At 68.1% G+C, this 18,746-nt stretch carries 17 protein-coding genes and 1 tRNA gene; 8 read left to right on the forward strand and 10 right to left on the reverse strand.

Annotation, left to right across the window (positions count from 1 at the left end; all coding sequences use genetic code 11):
- Entirely contained in the window at positions 1-834 is an 834-nt protein-coding gene (locus MKP15_RS14025) for an AraC family transcriptional regulator (protein WP_240213132.1), read from the reverse strand.
- A 654-nt stretch (positions 835-1,488) separates the two neighbouring features.
- Positions 1,489-1,565 (reverse strand) — tRNA-Arg (locus MKP15_RS14030).
- A 150-nt stretch (positions 1,566-1,715) separates the two neighbouring features.
- On the opposite strand from MKP15_RS14030, the gene ubiA reads away from it, so the two are divergent.
- Positions 1,716-2,609, forward strand: coding sequence for a 4-hydroxybenzoate octaprenyltransferase (gene ubiA, locus MKP15_RS14035; RefSeq protein ID WP_240213133.1), 894 nt, complete (start codon positions 1,716-1,718; stop codon positions 2,607-2,609).
- A 49-nt stretch (positions 2,610-2,658) separates the two neighbouring features.
- Here the strand turns inward: ubiA and MKP15_RS14040 are convergent, their stop codons facing one another.
- The gene (locus MKP15_RS14040; protein ID WP_240213134.1) at positions 2,659-3,234 is read right to left on the reverse strand and encodes a DUF308 domain-containing protein; all 576 of its coding nucleotides are present in this window, start codon (positions 3,232-3,234) and stop codon (positions 2,659-2,661) included.
- A 70-nt stretch (positions 3,235-3,304) separates the two neighbouring features.
- On the reverse strand, positions 3,305-3,988 hold the full coding sequence (locus MKP15_RS14045) for a ComF family protein (RefSeq protein ID WP_240213135.1): 684 nt from the start codon (positions 3,986-3,988) through the stop codon (positions 3,305-3,307).
- A gap of 94 nt (positions 3,989-4,082) precedes the next feature.
- On the opposite strand from MKP15_RS14045, the gene bioB reads away from it, so the two are divergent.
- The 5 genes from bioB to bioC all read left to right on the forward strand — a co-directional run bounded on the left by bioB (position 4,083) and on the right by bioC (position 9,013).
- Positions 4,083-5,111 (forward strand): biotin synthase BioB, encoded by a 1,029-nt coding sequence (bioB, locus tag MKP15_RS14050; protein ID WP_104937730.1) that lies wholly within the window; start codon positions 4,083-4,085, stop codon positions 5,109-5,111.
- Between the two features lie 149 nt (positions 5,112-5,260).
- On the forward strand, positions 5,261-6,472 hold the full coding sequence (bioF, locus tag MKP15_RS14055) for an 8-amino-7-oxononanoate synthase (protein ID WP_240213136.1): 1,212 nt from the start codon (positions 5,261-5,263) through the stop codon (positions 6,470-6,472).
- 16 nt (positions 6,473-6,488) lie between these two features.
- Positions 6,489-7,256, forward strand: coding sequence for a pimeloyl-ACP methyl ester esterase BioH (gene bioH / locus MKP15_RS14060; RefSeq protein ID WP_240213137.1), 768 nt, complete (start codon positions 6,489-6,491; stop codon positions 7,254-7,256).
- A 60-nt stretch (positions 7,257-7,316) separates the two neighbouring features.
- On the forward strand, positions 7,317-8,099 hold the full coding sequence (locus MKP15_RS14065) for an SDR family oxidoreductase (protein ID WP_240213138.1): 783 nt from the start codon (positions 7,317-7,319) through the stop codon (positions 8,097-8,099).
- A 23-nt stretch (positions 8,100-8,122) separates the two neighbouring features.
- A complete protein-coding gene (gene bioC, locus MKP15_RS14070) occupies positions 8,123-9,013 on the forward strand; it encodes a malonyl-ACP O-methyltransferase BioC (RefSeq protein ID WP_240213139.1) in 891 nt (296 codons plus the stop codon).
- A 72-nt stretch (positions 9,014-9,085) separates the two neighbouring features.
- Here the strand turns inward: bioC and MKP15_RS14075 are convergent, their stop codons facing one another.
- From MKP15_RS14075 to MKP15_RS14085, 3 genes are read right to left on the reverse strand one after another with little or no spacing between them, the layout of a single operon-like run.
- The gene (locus MKP15_RS14075; RefSeq protein ID WP_161615633.1) at positions 9,086-9,514 is read right to left on the reverse strand and encodes a ketosteroid isomerase-related protein; all 429 of its coding nucleotides are present in this window, start codon (positions 9,512-9,514) and stop codon (positions 9,086-9,088) included.
- A gap of 28 nt (positions 9,515-9,542) precedes the next feature.
- Positions 9,543-10,145 carry a YdcF family protein gene (locus MKP15_RS14080; protein WP_104937725.1) on the reverse strand — a complete coding sequence of 201 codons (603 nt, stop codon included), beginning with the start codon at positions 10,143-10,145 and terminating at the stop codon, positions 9,543-9,545.
- Entirely contained in the window at positions 10,142-11,104 is a 963-nt protein-coding gene (locus tag MKP15_RS14085; protein ID WP_104937724.1) for a pyridoxal-phosphate dependent enzyme, read from the reverse strand. Before MKP15_RS14085 ends, MKP15_RS14080 begins: the two co-directional genes overlap by 4 nt.
- Before the next feature lie 138 nt (positions 11,105-11,242).
- On the opposite strand from MKP15_RS14085, the gene MKP15_RS14090 reads away from it, so the two are divergent.
- Positions 11,243-11,803 carry a hypothetical protein gene (locus tag MKP15_RS14090; protein WP_240213140.1) on the forward strand — a complete coding sequence of 187 codons (561 nt, stop codon included), beginning with the start codon at positions 11,243-11,245 and terminating at the stop codon, positions 11,801-11,803.
- A 617-nt stretch (positions 11,804-12,420) separates the two neighbouring features.
- The gene (gene mnmG / locus MKP15_RS14095) at positions 12,421-14,310 is read left to right on the forward strand and encodes a tRNA uridine-5-carboxymethylaminomethyl(34) synthesis enzyme MnmG (RefSeq protein WP_240213141.1); all 1,890 of its coding nucleotides are present in this window, start codon (positions 12,421-12,423) and stop codon (positions 14,308-14,310) included.
- A gap of 202 nt (positions 14,311-14,512) precedes the next feature.
- Here the strand turns inward: mnmG and MKP15_RS14100 are convergent, their stop codons facing one another.
- From MKP15_RS14100 to MKP15_RS17035, 3 genes are all read right to left on the reverse strand, one after another.
- The gene (locus MKP15_RS14100; protein ID WP_240213142.1) at positions 14,513-14,869 is read right to left on the reverse strand and encodes a SymE family type I addiction module toxin; all 357 of its coding nucleotides are present in this window, start codon (positions 14,867-14,869) and stop codon (positions 14,513-14,515) included.
- 194 nt (positions 14,870-15,063) lie between these two features.
- Positions 15,064-15,759: a hypothetical protein gene (locus MKP15_RS14105; RefSeq protein ID WP_240213143.1), complete on the reverse strand. Its 696-nt coding sequence runs from the start codon at positions 15,757-15,759 to the stop codon at positions 15,064-15,066.
- 171 nt (positions 15,760-15,930) lie between these two features.
- Positions 15,931-18,468 (reverse strand): AAA family ATPase, encoded by a 2,538-nt coding sequence (locus MKP15_RS17035; protein ID WP_240213144.1) that lies wholly within the window; start codon positions 18,466-18,468, stop codon positions 15,931-15,933.
- Positions 18,469-18,746: the final 278 nt, after the last annotated feature.

The following is an 18,746-nucleotide window of genomic DNA, read 5'->3' on the forward strand; positions in this document are numbered from 1 at the left end:
TCAATCCGGTTGCGGGGTTTCGGCCAGGGGCAGCCATAGCTCCACGCCGCCATCGCCACTGCGGTCGTCGAAGCGCGGGTCATAGCGCTCGAACGCCGGTGCGTCGGCCAGCGCGATCCGCGCCGCGGGCAGGTAGTGCTCGCGCAGCCAGCGCCAGGTCGAACGGATGGACGACACGTGCCCGGCATGCCAGGCCACCAGGTAGCGCATCGCCGGCAGGTCCACACGCTGCCAGTGGCGGGGCGGTGGCAGCGCCGGGTCCAGCGGCACCGCGGCGATGTAGTCGAATCCGCCGTCGTCGTCGCGGTTCATGCAGACGCCGTAGCTGACTGGCGCCGGGCGCGTCCACTGGCGGCCGAGCTGTTGCCATTGGCCGGGGATTTCGCCGTTGCTGAAGCGGCTATGGCGGCGGCCGATGCCGGCGACCGAGAACGCCGGCAGCGCGGCCCGTCGCAGCGCGATCCCGTCGCCCGCGGCCGCCTCGTCCATCTTCAGCGCATCCACCAGGGCGAGGGACGCCAGCCCGCGGTCGCGCACCTGCATGGGTGTGCTGCCGAACTGGCCGCAGAACGCGCGGGTAAAGGCGGCATGCGTGGAATAGCCGCTGTCCAGGGCGAGCTGCAGCATGTCATCGCCGCCCTGGGCCAGGCGCCGCGCGGCCAGCGTCAACCGCCGGCCACGCAGGTAACGCATCAACGGGGTACCGGTGCGGCCATGGAACACACGGGAAAGATGGAACGGCGACAGCCCCACCGCGGCGGCGATATCCGCCAGCGCCAGCGCGCCATCGTCATGGCATTCGATGTGCCACAACACTTTTGCCGTTGCGTTCATGCTGCGTCCTGCGGGTGAACACGGGCAAGGATAGCGGAGCCGGAAACGCGGCGTTTAGCAGTTCTTGCGGCACGCGGGGGCACTTCCAGCAGGGACGCCAGCATGGGATGACGCGAGCCGCACGCCACCGGCGTGCACGGCATCGAACGCCTTGGCGCGCCGCGCGAAGGCCGGCAATCGCGACGAAGCGACATCGAAGATGGCGCGCCCGGAGGGGTGAGAGGCCGTGCCTGCACGCCACCGGCGTGCGCGGCATCGAACGCCTTGGCGCGCTGCGCGAAGGCCGGCAATCACGACGAAGCGATATCGAAAGATGGCGCGCCCGGAGGGGTGAGAGGCCGCGCCTGCACGCCACCGGCGTGCGCGGCATCGAACGCCTTCGCGCGCCGCGCGAAGGCCGGCAATCGCGACGAAGCGCCATCGAAAGATGGCGCGCCCGGAGGGGTGAGAGGCCGCGCCTGCACGCCACCGGCGTGCGCGGCATCGAACGCCTTGGCGCCCTGCGCGAAGGCCGGCAATCACGACGAAGCGCCATCGAAGATGGCGCGCCCGGAGGGGTGAGAGGCCGCGCCTGCACGCCACTGGCGTGCGCGGCATCGAACGCCTTCGCGCTCTGCGCGAAGGCCGGCAATCACGACGAAGCGCCATCGAAGATGGCGCGCCCGGAGGGATTCGAACCCCCGACCAATGGCTTCGGAAGCCACTACTCTATCCGGCTGAGCTACGGGCGCGTTGTGTGTCGCTGCGGGAGCCAAGTGGCTCCCCACCGTCCGGCGCTGCCGGGCGGACGCGCATTCTAACGGTAAATGCATGCGCAGGTCTGCCCCCATCGCACCCACCCGGGGCAACGGACCGCCGGGCCCGGCTGGTAACCTGTGCGCATGGGTTACGAACGCTACCAACAACAGCCGGCGCCGGTGCCGTCGCGGCTGGCCAGCTACTGGAAACTGATGCGCGCCGACCGCCCGATCGGCACCCTGCTGCTGCTGTGGCCGACGTGGTGGGCGCTGTGGCTGGCGTCCGGTGGCATGCCGGCACCGTGGACGCTGTTCGTGTTCACCGCCGGCGTGTGGCTGACCCGCTCGGCCGGCTGCGTGATCAACGATTACGCCGACCGCTGGCTGGACCCGCACGTCAAGCGCACCAAGGACCGCCCGCTGGCCACCGGCGCGGTGTCCGGGCGCCAGGCGCTGGCGCTGTTCGCCGGGCTGATGCTGGTCGCATTCGCGCTGGTGCTGACCCTCAACGCGTTGACCATCGGGCTGAGTTTCGTCGGCGTGTTCCTGGCCGCCACCTACCCCTACCTCAAGCGTTACACCCACCTGCCGCAGGTCTACCTGGGCATGGCCTTCGGCTGGGGCATCCCCATGGCCTTCGCCGCGGTGCAGGGCGAAGTGCCGCCGCTGGGCTGGGTGCTGTACGCGGCCAACATCCTGTGGTCCACCGCCTACGACACCTGGTATGCGATGGTCGACCGCGACGACGACCTCAAGGTCGGCTCGCACTCCACCGCCATCCTGTTCGGCGACCTGGACCTGGTGATCCAGGGCATCCTCTACGCGCTGTTCTTCGCAGCCATGGCACTGGCCGGCCAGCGTGCCGGGCTGGGCATGGCGTACTGGGCCGGCCTCGGCGTGGCGGTGGCGCTGGTGGCCTGGGAGTTCTGGATCTGCCGCACGCGCGAGCGCCAGGCCTGCTTCCGCGCGTTCCTGCACAACAACTGGGTCGGGGCCGTGCTGTTCGCCGGCATCGTCGCCAGCCAGTACCTGGACTGACCGGGCAGCGGCCCGCCACCGGACGGGCTGCTGCCGTCGCGGCGGTGCCTCAGGCCGCCATCCTGCCAAGCCGGCGCAGGCGGAACGCCGCCACCACCTGCAGCACGCCGTAGACCAGCGCCATCGCGCCGATCCACAGCGACGTGACCATCAGCCCGCTCAGCGGGTTGAGCGCGAACAGCACGCCCAGCACCACCGCCAGCAGGCCGCTGAGGACCAGCAGCCATTCGCCACGGATGTGCTTGCGCACGCGGATGGCGAAGACGATGCGGTAGATGCCGCCGACCACCAGCCACGCCGCCAGGAACAGCAGCAACACGCTCGCCGTGGCCAGCGGGTTGAGGATCGCCAGCACGCCGAAGGCAATGGACACCAGCGCGTAGAACACCGCCCAGCCCCGCGATACCGGCGCCGAACCGGCGATCGCCGCGGCCAGCGCCACCACGCCCTCGACGATCGCCACCACCCCCAGCCACAGCGCCAGCACCGCGGCGGTGCGTACCGGTGCCATCACCGCCAGCACGCCGAAAGCCACCGCGAACAGGCCGAACAGCAGGACCACCCACCAGTGGCGCGACATCGCGCCAAGCAGCGTGTCGGAAGGGAAATTCGGGTTGCCATTCATGTCATCGCTCCTTGCAGTCAGGGAATGCGTTGCAGGACAAGCATAGGCCGGGCGTGTCGCCCTGCCGTGTTCAGGGTACCCGCGCGCACACCCAGGCATCGACCCGCACCACCCCGGCCCGGCGCAGCGCGCGCGCGGCGGCCTGCACGGTGGCACCGGTGGTCATCACGTCGTCGACCAGCGCCACGTGCGCCGGCAGGCGCCCGCGGGCGGCGAAGGCCTGGCGCAGATTGCGCCGGCGCGCGGCCGCATCCAGCGCGGACTGCGGCGGGGTGGCGCGGGTGCGGTGCAGGCCGGCCAGCACGGGCAGCTGCAGCGCGCGGCCCAGCGGCCGCGCCAGTTCCAGCGCCTGGTCGTAGCCGCGGCGGCGCAGGCGCGACAGGTGCAGCGGCACCGGCACCAGCGCCTGCGGCCGCGTCACCGGCGCCAGCCGGGCGTGCATCAGCTGCGCCAGCAGGCGCCCGGCGGCCAGGTCGCCATGGAACTTGAAACGCCGCAGCAGCCCGTCCGCCGGCGCCGCGTACAGCAGCGCGGCATGCACCGCCGCCAGCGGCGAACGCGCCCCCTGGCAGGCGCCGCACAGCGCCCCGTCCGGTTCGGTGGCCGGCAGTGGCAGGGCGCAGCCACGGCAGGCGCGTTCCAGCCAGGGCAGCGCGGTCGCACAGGCGGCGCACAGGTCGCGGCCGGGCGTGCCCGGCTCGCCACAGACCAGGCACAGCGGCGGGAACACCAGCCCGGACAGCGCCGCGCCCACCCTGTAAACCAAAGCGCCGATTGATTTGTTGACAGCAGGCTGCATGCTCACCAGACTGCCCCGCTTCCGTTGCCCGATCTGTCAGGAAACACCAATGCCCGCCGTCATCCGCCACGACTGGAGCCGCGAGGAACTGCTGGCGCTGTTCGACCTGCCGTTCCCCGAACTGCTGTTCCGCGCCGCCAGCGTGCACCGCGAACATTTCGACCCGGCGCAGGTGCAGGTCTCCACCCTGCTGTCGGTCAAGACCGGCGGCTGCCCGGAAGACTGCGCCTACTGCCCGCAGGCGCAGCGCTACGACACCGGGGTGGACGCGCAGAAGCTGATGGACACCGACAGCGTGGTCGCCCGCGCCCGCGCCGCCAGGCAGGCCGGCGCCTCGCGCTTCTGCATGGGCGCGGCCTGGCGCTCGCCCAAGGACCGCGACATCCCCAAGGTGGCGGCGATGATCCGCGAAGTGAAGGCGCTGGGGCTGGAAACCTGCGCCACCCTGGGCATGCTCGAAGGCCACCAGGCGCAGGCGCTCAAGGACGCCGGGCTGGACTACTACAACCACAACCTCGACACCGCGCCGGACTATTACGACTCGATCATCCACACCCGCCAGTACCAGGACCGGCTGGACACGCTCGAACACGTGCGCAACGCCGGGCTGAAGACCTGCTGCGGGGGCATCGTCGGCATGGGCGAGACCCGCGAACACCGCGCCGGCCTGCTGCTGGCGCTGGCCAACCTGCCGGCGCACCCGGACTCGGTGCCGATCAACCGCCTGGTGCAGGTTGCCGGCACGCCGCTGCATGGCAGCGCCGAGCTGGATCCGTTCGAGTTCGTGCGCATGATCGCGGTGGCGCGCATCACCATGCCGCGCTCGATGGTGCGGCTGTCGGCCGGGCGCGAGAGCATGAGCGACGAACTGCAGGCGCTGTGCTTCGCCGCCGGCGCCAACTCCATCTTCTACGGCGAAAAGCTGCTGACCACCGGCAACCCGGACACCGCGCGCGACCAGGCGCTGTTCGCGCGGCTGGGCATTTCGCCGATGCAGGTCAACGTGGATGCCGACGACCACGACCACCCCGGCACCGTGCACCTGGACATCGCCCCGGCCTGCGCGGCGACCGCCTGAACCGGCCGCGCCGGCCGCGGCAGGCAGCGGCGGCGGTGCCCGGCATCGCCGCGCCCCCCACGCCGCGCGGTCTGCCGCCGGGCCGCGCCGCAAGCGGCTGCAGCGGCGACCGGTTACGCTAGCCGCCCACCCGTCCATGAACTGACGCCATGGCCCGCCCCGACCTCCTCGCCCGCCTGCAGGACCAGCGCAAGCTCCGCCAAGCGCAGGGGCGCGTCCGCGTGCGCCGCAGCGTCGGCCGCCGCGACGGCGTGCGCCTGGAAGTCGGCGGCAGGTGGCTCACCGGCTTCTGCAGCAACGATTACCTGGGCCTGTCGCAGCAGTTCGAAGTGGTCGCCGCGCTGCAGGACGCCGCCGGCCGCGAAGGCGCCGGCAGCACCGCCTCGCACCTGGTCTGCGGCCACCACGCGCTGCACGAGCAGCTGGAACGGGAAATGGCCGACTGGCTCGGCTATCCGCGCGCGCTGCTGTTCGACAGCGGCTTCATGGCCAACCTCGCCGTGCAGCAGGCACTGCTGTCCGAAGAGAGCGACGTCTGCGTGCAGGACCGCCTCAACCACGCCAGCCTGCTCGACGCCACCCGCCTGGCCGGCTGCCGCCTGCGCCGCTACCCGCACCTGGACAGCGAAGGCGCCATGCGCCAGCTGAAGAACGCCGCCGACGGCGCCGCCATGCTCGCCACCGACGGCGTGTTCAGCATGGACGGCGACGTCGCCCCGCTGCGCTCGCTGTCGCTGGTGGCGCGCATGCAGGAGGCGCTGTTCTACGTGGACGACGCGCACGGCATCGGCGTGGTCGGCGAACACGGCCGCGGCTGCGTGGCCGACGCCGGGCTCGGGGTCAACGAAGTACCGCTGCAGCTGGCCACCCTGGGCAAGGCGCTGGGCGGCCACGGCGCGGTGGTGCTGGGCGAGGAAAGCCTGATCCAGCACCTGGCCGAAACCGCGCGCCCGTACATCTACACCACCGCGCTGCCGCCGGCGCAGGCCGCCGCCTCGCTGGCCGCGGTGAAGCTGGCGCGGCGCGACCACTGGCGCCGCGAGAAGCTGGTCGAACTGATCGCCGCGTTCCGCGACGGCGCGCGCCGCAATGGCCTGGAACTGATGCCCTCGGAAACGCCGATCCAGCCGCTGCTGTGCGGCGACGAGGCCACGGTGATGGCGCTGGGCGCGGCATTGGAGCAGTCCGGGTTCATGGTCGGGGCGATCCGCCCGCCCACCGTGCCCGAAGGCAAGGCGCGGCTGCGCATCACCCTGTCGGCGCTGCACACCCTGGAACAGGTCAAGGCGCTGGTCGAAGCCACCGCCCGCGCCCGCGACCTGCTCGCCTACGAGCAGTCGCTGAACACCGCCAGCGCCTGAAGCACGCCGTATACACATGCATATCGACGTCACCGGCAGCGGCCCGGCACTGGTCCTGATCCACGGCTGGGCACTGCACGGCGGCATCTTTGCGCCGCTGGTGCAGCGCCTGTCGCCACACTTCCAGCTGCACGTGGTGGACCTGCCCGGCCACGGCTTCAGCCGCGACGACGACACCCCGCTGCGCCTGCCCTACCTGGTCAACGCCATCGCCGCGGCCACCCCGCCGGCGGTGTGGTGCGGCTGGTCGCTGGGCGGGCTGGTGGCGCTGCACGGCGCGGCCACGCTGCCGCAGGTGCGCGGGCTGGTGATGCTGGCCGCCACGCCGCGCTTCGTGCGCGACGCCGACTGGCCCGACGCGGTGGAGCGCAGCGTGTTCGAACAATTCGGCCAGGACCTGGAACAGGACTACCGCGGCACCCTGGAACGCTTCCTGGCGCTGGACGTGATGGGCTCGCAGCACGCGCGCAGCGAACTGCGCACCCTGCGCGAGGCGCTGGTCGCGCGCGGCGAACCGGCACCGCGCGCCCTGCACGAAGGCCTGGCCCTGCTGGACCGCAGCGACCTGCGCGGCGCCCTGCCCGGGCTGCGCGTGCCCGGCCTGTGGATCGGCGGCCAGCGCGACCGGCTGGTGCCGGCCAACGCCATGCACGGCGCCGCGGCGCTGGCCCCGGCCGGGCTGCACACCGCGCACACCATCGACGGCGGCGGCCACGCGCCGTTCCTGGGCCACGCCAACGACGTCGCCGGGCGGCTGCAACGCTTCGTTGCGGCCTGCGCGTGAGCCGCCAGCTGCGCGCATCGCCGATCATGTGCGGCCACGGGACACACCGGGAGTAACACGATGGATCTGGGCATCGCCGGGCGCTGGGCACTGGTCTGCGGCGCCAGCAGAGGGCTGGGGCTGGGCTGCGCGCGTGCGCTGGCCGGCGAAGGCGCCAACGTGGTCATCGTCGCCCGCGGCACCGACGCGCTGGAAGCGGCCGCGGCGCAACTGCGCGCGCTGCCCGGCGCCGGGCAGGTCATCGCCGTCGCCGCCGACATCACCACCGCCGCCGGCCGCGCGGCCGCGCTGTCCGCCTGCCCACAGGTGGACATCCTGGTCACCAACGCCGGCGGCCCGCCGCCGGGCGACTTCCGCGACTGGGAGCGCGAACAGTGGCTGGCCGCGCTGGACGCCAACATGCTGACCCCGATCGAACTGATCCGCGCCACCGTCGACGGCATGGCCGCGCGCGGCTTCGGCCGCGTGGTCAACATCACCTCCAGCGCGGTGAAGGCGCCGATCGACATCCTCGGCCTGTCCAACGGCGCGCGCTCGGGGCTCACCGGCTTCGTCGCCGGCGTCGCCCGCACCCACCTGGCGCGCAACGTCACCCTCAACAACCTGCTGCCCGGCGCGTTCGACACCGACCGCCTGCGCGGCACCCTGGACGCCAGCGCGCGGCGCCAGCAGCTGCCGCCGGACGAGGTGGCCGCGCGCCGCCGCGCCGGCATTCCCGCCGGCCGCTTCGGCACGCCGGACGAATTCGGCGCCGCCTGCGCCTTCCTGTGCAGCGTGCACGCCGGCTACATCACCGGGCAGAACCTGCTGATCGACGGCGGCGCCTACCCCGGTACCTTCTGACCCCGTAGCAACCACGTATTCCCATGCCTGCCCTGTTCGACTCCAAGCACGTCCGCCGCGCCTTCTCGCGCGCCGCCACCAGCTACCACGCCGCCGCCGTGCTGCAGCAGGAGGTCGGCAAACGCCTGCTGGAATCGCTGGATTACCTGGAAGCGCGGCAGCCGCAGGTGGTGCTGGACGTGGGCAGCGGCCCGGCGCATGCCACCGCGGCGATGAAGAAGCGCTGGCCCAAGGCGCAGGTGATCGCGCTGGACCTGGCCCTGCCGATGCTGGCCGAAGCGAAGAAACAGGCCGGCTGGTGGCGCCCGTTCTCGCGCGTGTGCGCCGATGCGCGGGCGCTGCCGCTGGCCGACAACAGCGTGGACGTGATCTTCAGCAACCTGTGCCTGCAGTGGGTGGAAGACCTGCCGTCGGTGTTCGCCGGCTTCCGCCGCGTGCTCAAGCCCGGCGGCCTGCTGGTGTGTTCCACCTTCGGCCCGGAGACGCTGGTGGAACTGCGCGAGGCGTTCGCCCAGGCCGACGACACCCCGCACGTGAGCCGCTTCGTGCAGATCGCGCAGTTCGGCGACGCGCTGATGATGGCCGGCTTCCGCGACCCGGTGCTGGACCGCGACCTGTTCACCCTCACCTACGACGACCTGCCGGCGCTGATGCGCGAGCTCAAGGCCATCGGCGCCACCAACGCGCTGAGCGGGCGCCGCCACACCCTCACCGGGCGCAGCCGCTTCAACGCCGCGCAGGCGGCCTACGAACCGCTGCGCCGTGCCGACGGCAAGCTGCCCAGCAGCTGGGAAGTCATCTATGCCCACGCCTGGGCGCCGGAACCGGGCGCGCCGATCCGCGAACACGGCCACGACGTCGCCGCGGTGCCGCTGTCGGCCATTCCGATCCGGCGCCGGCCGCAGAACCCGTAACCGCGGTGCCTGCCGCGCTCGCCGCCACGGCCGCGGCCGGGAAGCGTGCGCGGCGCAGGCGCCGCACTGCGTTCAACCGCCGACCTGGGCGATCCAGTCCTGCAGGTTGTAGTAGTTGCTCACCCGCGCGATGCGCCCGCCGCGGATATCAAAGAACGCGCCGCCCGGCAGCACGTAGCGCTGGCCGTTGGCCGGCGGCAGGCCTTCGTCGGTGTGGTGGTACTCGCCATGCACCACGTACTCGGCCGCGGCGCGGGTGCCGTCGGCGCTGGCCATCACCACCACCTCGCGCAGCTGCTCGCGGTAACTGGCCTCCATGCGCCGCAGAAACGCGGCAAACGCCTCGCGCCCGCTTTCGCGCGCGCCCTGGTTGAGGTCATGCGCCACATCGTCGCCCAGCCGCTCCAGCATGCCGGCCCAGTCGCCGCGGTTGAAGGCATCGTAGTAACCGCGCACCAGCTCGATGGCCTGTTGCTGCGCGGGGGAAAGGTCGTGGCTCATGGGGTCCTCGCGGAAGGAACGGCGGCGCTCAGGCGCCGCGGGCGAACAGGTCGCGGTGGAAGAAATAGATTTCCTGCGCCAGGAAGCGCCAGCTGGTGTGGAAGCTGCGGAAGCGCGTGCTCGGCGTGGACGAGGCCAGCGCATCGATGCCCAGCTCCTGGGACAGGCGCAGCGCGCGCGCCATGTGCAGCGGGTCGCTGACCAGGATGGCGCGGCGCATGCCGTGCGCGTCCATCAGCCGCTTGGCCTCGACCAGGTTCTGGCGGGTGGTGCGCGACTGGCTTTCGATCAGGATGTCCTTGGCCGGAATCTGCTGTTTCAGCGCGTAGCGGCGCGCCACCTGCGATTCGGAAAAACGCGCGCCGGCGCCACCGAAACCGCCGGTGAAGATCAGCTTCGGCGCGAACCCCTGGCGGTACAGGTCCAGGCCGTGGCGGATGCGCTCCTCGAACACCGGCGACGGCTTGGCGTCGTAGGCCGCCGCGCCCAGCACGATGATCGCGTCGGCCGGCGCGGCCTGGTCGCGGTCGCCCACCCAGATGATCCAGGCCGCTACGCCCAGCAGCCACAGCAGCAGCAGCACGCACAGGCGCCACAGCCAGTCGAACAGACGCGCGCGCCGGCGGCTCATGCGCCCATCCACGGCAGCGCGTCCAGGTCGACGTTGCCGCCGGACAGCACCAGGCCCACGTTGCGCCCGGCAAAGCGCTGCGGCTGCGCCAGCACCGCCGCCAGCACCGTGGCCGAGGACGGCTCCAGCACCTGCTTGAGCACCTGCCACAACAGCCGCATCGCCGCCACGGTGGCGTCGTCGTCCACGGTCACGACCGTGGCCTTGCCGTGCAGCAGCGCGAAATTGGGTTCGCCCAGCGCGCCGCGCAGGCCATCGCAGACGGTATCGGGCACAAAATCCACCTGCCGCCGGCCGGCGTCCAGCGACCGCGCGGTATCCGCCGCCCCGGCCGGCTCGGCCAGCACCAGCTCGCAGCCCGGCGCCGCCTGCTGCAGCGCCAGCAGGGTGCCGCAGGCCAGCCCGCCACCGCCGACCGGCACCACCACCACGTCCAGCGCGGTGCCGGCCTGGCGCAGCAGTTCCAGCGTCGCCGTGCCCTGGCCGGCAATCACCTGCGCGTCGGCATACGGGTGCACCAGCACCGCGCCGGTGTCGCGCTGCACCCGCGCGCACTCGGCCTCGCGCGCGGCCTGGGTGGGCGCGCAGCGCCACAGGGTGGCGCCATGGCGGGCGATGTTGGCCAGCTTGGCCGCCACCGCGCCCTCGGGCACCACCACGTGGCAGGGAATGCCGCGCGAACGCGCCGCCAGCGCCAGCGCCGCGCCGTGGTTGCCGGACGAATGCGTCACCACGCCCTGCTGCGCGGTGTCCGCGTCCAGCGCCCACACCGCGTTGCAGGCACCGCGGAACTTGAAAGCGCCGCCGCGCTGCAGGTGCTCGGCCTTGAAATGCAGGCGGGCGCCGGCCAGCGCATCCAGTTCGCGCGACCGCAGCACCGGGGTGACCGTGGCGTGGGCCGCGATGCGGGCCGCGGCGGCCAGCACGTCGGCCGGCCCTGGCAGGGTGAGTTCAACCATGGGGAAAGGTTAACGTAGGCCCCCGGTGCCGGACCATCTCATGCCATCACTGCACCTGCGTTCAGCCCTGCCGGCAGGGTTAAGGACCGATTCAATGCGCGGGCCCGAAGCTGGCCGCGCACCCAACGGGGGACTGTCATGAAAAAGCGCCTGATCCTTTCGGCCGGCCTGCTGCTCGGCCTGTCCGGCTGCGCCACCTACGACTACGTGGACGGCGGCGCGGGCGGCTATTACCGCGGCGCGACGTCGGTGCAGCGCACCTACCCGTACGGCTATCCCTACGGCGCCTATGGCTACGGCCCTTACGGCTATGGCAGCTACGGCTATTACGACTACCGCTACCCATACCCGGTGTACCGCCCGCCGTACCGGCCGCGGCCGCCGCACGGCCATGACGGTGGCCACCGGCCGCCGCCGGGGCATGGCAACGGCGATGGCGGCCACCGCCCGCCGCGGCCCGGTGATGGCGACGGACGCCCGCCGCGCCCCCGCCCGCCGGTGGATGGCGGCGGCAAATCGCCGTGGCGCGACATGGACCGCCTGCAGCGCCCGCAACCGCGCCCGCAGGCGCAGGTGCCGCGGGCCATGCCCTCGCCCCAGGCCAACGGGGCACCCCGGCCGATGATGCACCGCCCCGCGCCACCCCGACCGCCGTCACAGTCCCGGCGCATGGAATCGGCACAGCAGCAGGAGCCCTGAAACCGCTTGCATTTGTTGAAAAACCAGGCAATCTTGTCGGGCCGAGTGACCGAAAGCGTCCATAACTGACGCGAACCGGCTTTCACACTCGACCGCTTCCATGTCGATGTCCGCACAGGAAATCTGGATCCCCCCTGTTCCGGCCCTGTCGGGCATCGGCGCCTACACATGACAAGCCCCGGCCATGCCGGGGCTTCGTCTTTTGTGGCTTCAGCGCATCGCGGCATGCGCCCGCCGGCGCCGCGCGGCGGCAAACAGCGGCAGCAGCGCCGGGCACCACCGCAACCTGCGGGCGGCAACGCAGGGCCGCCGCCTCGCGGCCGGGCCACCGGCCGCGGGCGCCGTGCAGGCCCTGGAAAGAACAAGGGCCGGCAGTCCCCCGACTGCCGGCCCCATGCTTCCCCGGTATGCGCTTCGGCTGGCCCCTGTTCCAATTCCAGCCACTGCGCCCATGTCGCATGCCACACCGGGTGCAATGACGTTAACTGCAGTTTGCGTGCCAACTTTAGGCCGCCGCCGGTACCCGCCGGGCATTGGCGGTAAAATCACCAGCCCGCCGCCGCGGCCGCAACCCGGCCCCCGGCGATGGATTTCACATTTCAGGCACACCGCTTCCCATGACCGACTCCTTCCATCGTTACGACGTCATCGTCATCGGCGGCGGCCACGCCGGCACCGAGGCCGCCCTGGCCGCGGCGCGCGGCGGCGCCCGCACCCTGCTGCTGACCCACAACGTGGAAACCGTGGGCGCGATGAGCTGCAACCCGGCCATCGGCGGCATCGGCAAGGGCCACCTGGTCAAGGAGATCGACGCGCTGGGCGGGGCCATGGCCCATGCCGCCGACCTGGCCGGCATCCAGTGGCGCACGCTCAACGCCTCCAAGGGCCCGGCGGTGCGCGCCACCCGCTGCCAGGCCGACCGCAACCTGTACCGCATGGCGATCCGCCGCATCGTCGAATCGCAGCCCAACCTGAGCGTGTTCCAGGCCGCGGTGGACGACCTCATCATCGAAGGCGACGCCGTGCGCGGCGCCATCACCCAGACCGGGCTGGCCTTCCATGCGCCGGCCGTGGTGCTCACCGCCGGCACCTTCCTGGCCGGCAAGATCCACATCGGCGAAACCCAGTACACCGCCGGGCGCATGGGCGACCCGCCGGCCACCACCCTGGCCGCGCGCCTGCGCGAGCGCCCGTTCGCCATCGACCGGCTCAAGACCGGCACCCCGCCGCGCATCGACGGCCGCTCGCTCGACTACAGCGTCATGGAAGAACAACCCGGCGACGACCCGCTGCCGGTGATGTCCTACCTGGGCGACGTGGCCGAACACCCGCGGCAGGTGAGCTGCTGGATCACCCACACCAGCGAGCGCACCCACGAGGTGATCCGCAACGCTCTGCACCGCTCGCCGCTGTACAGCGGCCAGATCGAAGGCATCGGCCCGCGCTACTGCCCGTCCATCGAGGACAAGGTGGTGCGCTTCGCCGAAAAGGACAGCCACCAGATCTTCGTCGAACCCGAGGGCCTGGACGTGGTGGAGATCTACCCCAACGGCATTTCCACCTCACTGCCGTTCGACGTGCAGCTGGAACTGGTGCGCAGCATCCGCGGCTTCGAGCACGCGCACATCACCCGCCCCGGCTACGCCATCGAATACGACTTCTTCGACCCGCGCGGGCTCAGGAACACGCTGGAAACCCGCCAGGTGGCCGGCCTGTTCTTCGCCGGACAGATCAACGGCACCACCGGCTACGAGGAAGCCGGCGCGCAGGGCCTGCTGGCCGGCATCAACGCCGCGCGGTTCGTGCAGGGGCGCGAAGGCTGGTGCCCGCGCCGCGACGAGGCCTACATCGGCGTGCTGGTGGACGACCTGATCACCCACGGCACCAGCGAGCCCTACCGCATGTTCACCAGCCGCGCCGAATACCGGCTGCAGCTGCGCGAGGACAACGCCGACGCGCGCCTGACCCCCACCGGCCGCGAGCTGGGCCTGGTCGACGACCGCCGCTGGCACGCCTTCGAAACCAAGCAGGCCGCCGTGGCCAGCGAAAGCGCGCGCCTGCGCGGCCTGTGGGCCACGCCCGCCAACGCGCTGGGCCGCGAAGTGCAGGCAACCACCGGCGTGGCGGTGAGCCGCGAAACCAACGTGCTCGACCTGATCAAACGCCCGGAACTGGACTACGCCAAGCTCATGCAGGTGCCCTCGCTCGGCCCCGGCGTGGAGGACACGCGCGTGGCCGAACAGGTGGAAATCAGCGTCAAGTACGCCGGCTACCTGGACCGCCAGCGCGAGGAAATCGAACGCCAGCAGCGCCACGAGAACACCGCCATTGCCGAAGGCTTCGACTTCGCCGCCGTGCGCGGCCTCTCCGCCGAAGTGCTGCAGAAACTCGAACGCGTGCGCCCGCAGACCATCGGCCAGGCCCAGCGCATTCCCGGCATGACCCCAGCCGCGATCTCGCTGCTGCTGGTGCACCTGGAGCGGGCGCGGCGCGGGAAGGTGGCGTGAGTGCGTCTGCTGCGCGGGGCGTTGGTTGAGCAGAAGGCGTTTGATCTCCTGCGCAAGGCCTTCGCGTCATGCACCTGACTGTGTTACCCAAGAAGAAGCCCGCGCAAGCGGGCTTCTTCTTTTGATGACTGCGGAAAGTGCGCTGCGGCGGCCACCGCTGCCGACAAGCATCCAGCGTTGAACAGCCGCAGCGCGGCGCCGCTCACTCGTCATTCGTGCTGCGGCTGATCAACAACAACCCATTTCCCACCGTCACCTGCAACGCATCACCCACGGCAAAGCCGCAGCGTTCCAGCCAACGGCCGGACAGGCGCAACTTGGGCACGGCCCGGCCCACGACCTGCTGGCCCCGGCGCTCGTCGTAATACAAATAGCCCATCGTGCAGCGCCTGGGCATGCGCGCCCAACCGCTGGAAGCGGATGGCGTGGGCAACGGCGGCGAGAACAACTCCGGGACCGGCGCGGAATCGATCATCCGCGGTGCGGATGCCTCGTGCCTGGATGGGCTGCGGTTGGACGAAACGGTGGAAACGCGTGTGACTTCCTTGGAACGGCTCATGTCGGACTCCTTGTGCGATAGGGAATCCTTGTGTTTTCGAGCTGCCAAACCCGGCTGCGGATTTCTCCACAGCGGTTTGATGATGCTATCTGGTCTTCGAGATCGTCAATCAGATTTGTCCGCTATCGACCAAAAGCGGACATTAAAGGCTTGGACTCAGTCGCGCCGCGAAGCGGCTTCGACTTGACAAATTTTTAGGCACGCCTACCAGCAATCGTGTAGGGCTCCAGCACAAGCTTGCCATCGGCTACGTCTTGAGCGAATTGTTCTGCAATCTGGGGCGCTCTGGTCTCCAACTGAAAAGCCATCGCTGCCAAATACTTCACATGCTCCTCGAGCTTATTCAGCTCTTCAAAGACGCTAGCGATCGGCATGAGCCCGTACTGCATGTTAGGGGCATCGTTTTCCTCGAATATCACTGCGTCTGTGGGGATCTTTTGCTTGCCAAGGCTCGATGTAAAGAAAATTAAGGCGCCATGGTCAGGAATTCGCCTGCCTGCCCAGTGCGCGAACATATGGCGCAGGTGGCGATGCTGCGTCAGGATCTCTGCGGCCTTGCGTATCCCCTCCGCCAAATCAAGATTCCAAGTGCAGCAATCAGCGCAGGCCATGAGGTGATCCAGCGCATCCTTGTCGTTGAGTTTCAGCGCGAACTCGGTAGGTGTGCCTTCCCTAATGTGGGTGAGGTGGTTGATCACTCGACGTGACTCAAGATCGGCGAAACAATACGTCTGAACAAATCTCCCGATTAACTCGTAATCTTGAGCTGAGAGCGGATGAGAGTCGTTTATGACGTGACTGAGAGACATCCTTGCTTTAAGCATATCGTTTTTCTCAACGTCAGCCGGAGTCAGCGCCACTGCGTCGCGTCCATTTGTAGGGTTTTCCATGAGATTCCAGAGTGCCTAACAGCTGAACCAAGCCGACCCGCGAAGCGGGTTGGCTCGAATTAATTGGACCCCCACCTCCGACCATAAGCCGACCTAGTGGGAGCCCCGCCCACAGGCTAGAGGCGTGCGACCTAGTCGTCAGAACTTGCGCGTAATCAAGCTGGTGCGGAGCTACACCGCAGGAATCGGCCTTGCTTTGAATTCTAAATACCAATCCGCGAGCTTCTGCATATCCACTGATAACTCTTGTATGCCAGGAAGCTCCACAGGGGCCTCAGTCGGCTGACTGTGCTCGAACCTAGAAAATTTAGTCATCAAGCCATTTATGAGCTCACAATCAGTGCGCGTGAGCTTGAGCAAGTTGTGGAGTTTTCCTTTTGTATTCACCTCGCGGCGATGCCTCTGTACCACTTCGGCTAGCACATGCGTCTCCACGAAGCGCTCGATCAATATCCTAAAATCGCTGCAGATTGCCTTGACTAGTGGGTAGCTGGCGTCGGCCCCATCGGTTTGAAAGAGCTTATCGGCTTGGGCTAGGCGTCGAAGCCTCAGATCATTGAGTGCTTTTTCAGGGGCTTTCCCGAACAAAGGCACCTCACCTGTCTCGCCAGCACCCCATGGCTCCTGTCGGATGTAAACCACGGTAGAAGCATCCGAAAACTGACTCAACATGCTCAAGCGATGGGTAAACACGATCACCTGTCGCGTCTGGCTGAGTCTGATGAGTCTAGCGGCTGTAGTCTCTTCCCACGTCTGATCAAGGGAGGAAATCGGATCGTCAAACACAAAAGGAGCAGGCTCTGGCTTATCGGCCACATCCGCGAGGAATGCTGCCATTGAGACCACACGACGCTCGCCTTCACTCAATATCGCATCGATACCACTGCCTTGTTTGGCACCGATCAACTGCAGGCGATGCAGAGTCCTTCCTCGCTCAGCACGGGTCTTCACTAACCCGACCCTCAGGCGCGAAGCACCCAGCTCCTGCAACTCGTTGTTGAACCGCCTCACGTACTCTTCAGTAATGACCTTCTCGGAGATTTCACCAGCCTTGATAGAAACCTTGCGCGAATTGGCCAGAGACTTCCAGTCATCTAGCTGCTTCCACGCTTTCAATCGAGCCAGCTCGACTTCAATTGCCGCAGCCTGTTGGGATATCCAGAGGCGCGCCTCAAGCTCAGATTTTTCAGCCTGCAGTAGAGGGCGCTGATCACCAGCCGCGTCCTGATCGCACTGGATCGCTTGCTCCTCAAGAAGATCGCAGTGTTGCTGGATTATCCGGCCAATCTCAGGCAGCTCCTGCAGCGGCGACGCCGCTTCTTCGAACTCATCATCGAGCAGGGCACGCCTGACCCTGGCGGCGTCAGCCCAGAATAGGATCATGGCCCCCACGAGATCATTGTCACTCAGACCGGATGCTTCGCATATGGTACGTATCGATTCCTCGTCCTTTTCAGCGGGTAGACCGGCCAATGCGTCCTTGTAGGCCTTCTCGGCCTTGTCCGCCTCGGCGGCCAGCGTGCCTTCGACGAATCGCTCGAAGTCGCCGAATCGCTGCCGTGCTTCCGTATCGAGTATCTGGTGACACAGAACGCAACGAGCACCGTCACTAACGACTGGGAAGTTTGAATTCGGGTAGGGCAGCACTGAGTAAGCCTTAGCCGCCTGCCATAGCAGGATCCAGCTCTCTGTCCCGATGCCTTCCATTTTTGAACTGAAAACCCTACCCGCATCTTGGGCAGCCTTGCGCTTGGTTGCAGACTCACGCCTCAATCGGCGGACCTGCTCCAAAGCCTCATCTCCATAAGCCGATGTGTAGAGCTTCAGCGCCTGGATGATCTTCTCCGCGTTGCGCTTGCTGTTTCGTTTCCGCTTTGCAACCGCTGCCGGATCCGTCTGCGACAGACGCTTTTGGAGTTGCTCGAGCCTCGACTGGTCTTGCGCATGCCAGTCCACCAACTTGGAAACCTGAGTTGGACTCGTTCTGGCTGTAAGTCCAGAGTAGATCTTACCTGCTGCGCTTCCTGCGCTCTGGGCGGGTAGCTTGGGCAGCTTCGAAACCAGTGCGTCCTGATCAATCTGTAGCTGGCTCTTGATGCGATCACAAACGGAGGCCAAGCTGCCAAACATCGCCAGAATGGGCGGCGTGTAGGATGCTGCGCTCTCCTTACTAAGGTAGTGCGCCGCTTCATCGCTATCGAATATATCGATACCACGCAGCGCTTCGACTGGCGCTCCATCGGGATGCCACTGGAAGGAAGCGTCAATACCACCCTCGCTGACTGTAATTTCGCACTTCCGATTCGCCTCCTGCGCCTTGAACACGTTCATGCGCAGGGGTGCCGCCCTTGACTTTCCAGAGGCCTTTTTTAGTATGCGCGTGTAGCCGGACTTGCCAGCCCCGTTATGTCCGTAGATCACCACGAGATTGGTGTTGCCGAACTGCAGTGGGCTGCGCGGCGCGAGATTCTCGATACCGGCCAGTCCACCGATCTTTACAAGCCTGATCTCCTTCTTGGACGCAGATACCCTACCCAGCTCATCGAAGTTCCGATGGCTTGTGACCTTCTGGCCCTCAGGATCCTTGAGCAAGCTGGCGAGCTCGCCGATATCTTCTTCCTGAATCGAGCCATTGACTAGCAGCCGCTGAGCGGCTTCTTGAAGCCAATCTTGCTGCTCGCCTAGCCAGCGACGTACATCAGCATTCACCCCCCCCATCCTCTCGCTCCTTGCTCGCTAAGCCACCGGACCATCATGGCCGGCTCCCCTTATTCATATTCTAGGCCAACGTAAACCATGCCGTCTGCCAGTAAAGAAGCAACTGAAGCACTAACAATCAGCGCGACTCACACATTAGACAAGCACAACAGAATCGGAGCAGCTCCTTGCTTGTAGCAGCCCCCATCTGCAGTCATCGCGCATCCGCTTCGGGTCGAGAGCGGGCAGACAAATAGCTTCTTCCGACACTCCGTATCATTCATTTTCTT

The organism is Stenotrophomonas sp. Y6, from assembly GCF_022436665.1.
In the GTDB taxonomy this organism is placed as follows: Bacteria; Pseudomonadota; Gammaproteobacteria; order Xanthomonadales; family Xanthomonadaceae; genus Stenotrophomonas; species Stenotrophomonas acidaminiphila_A.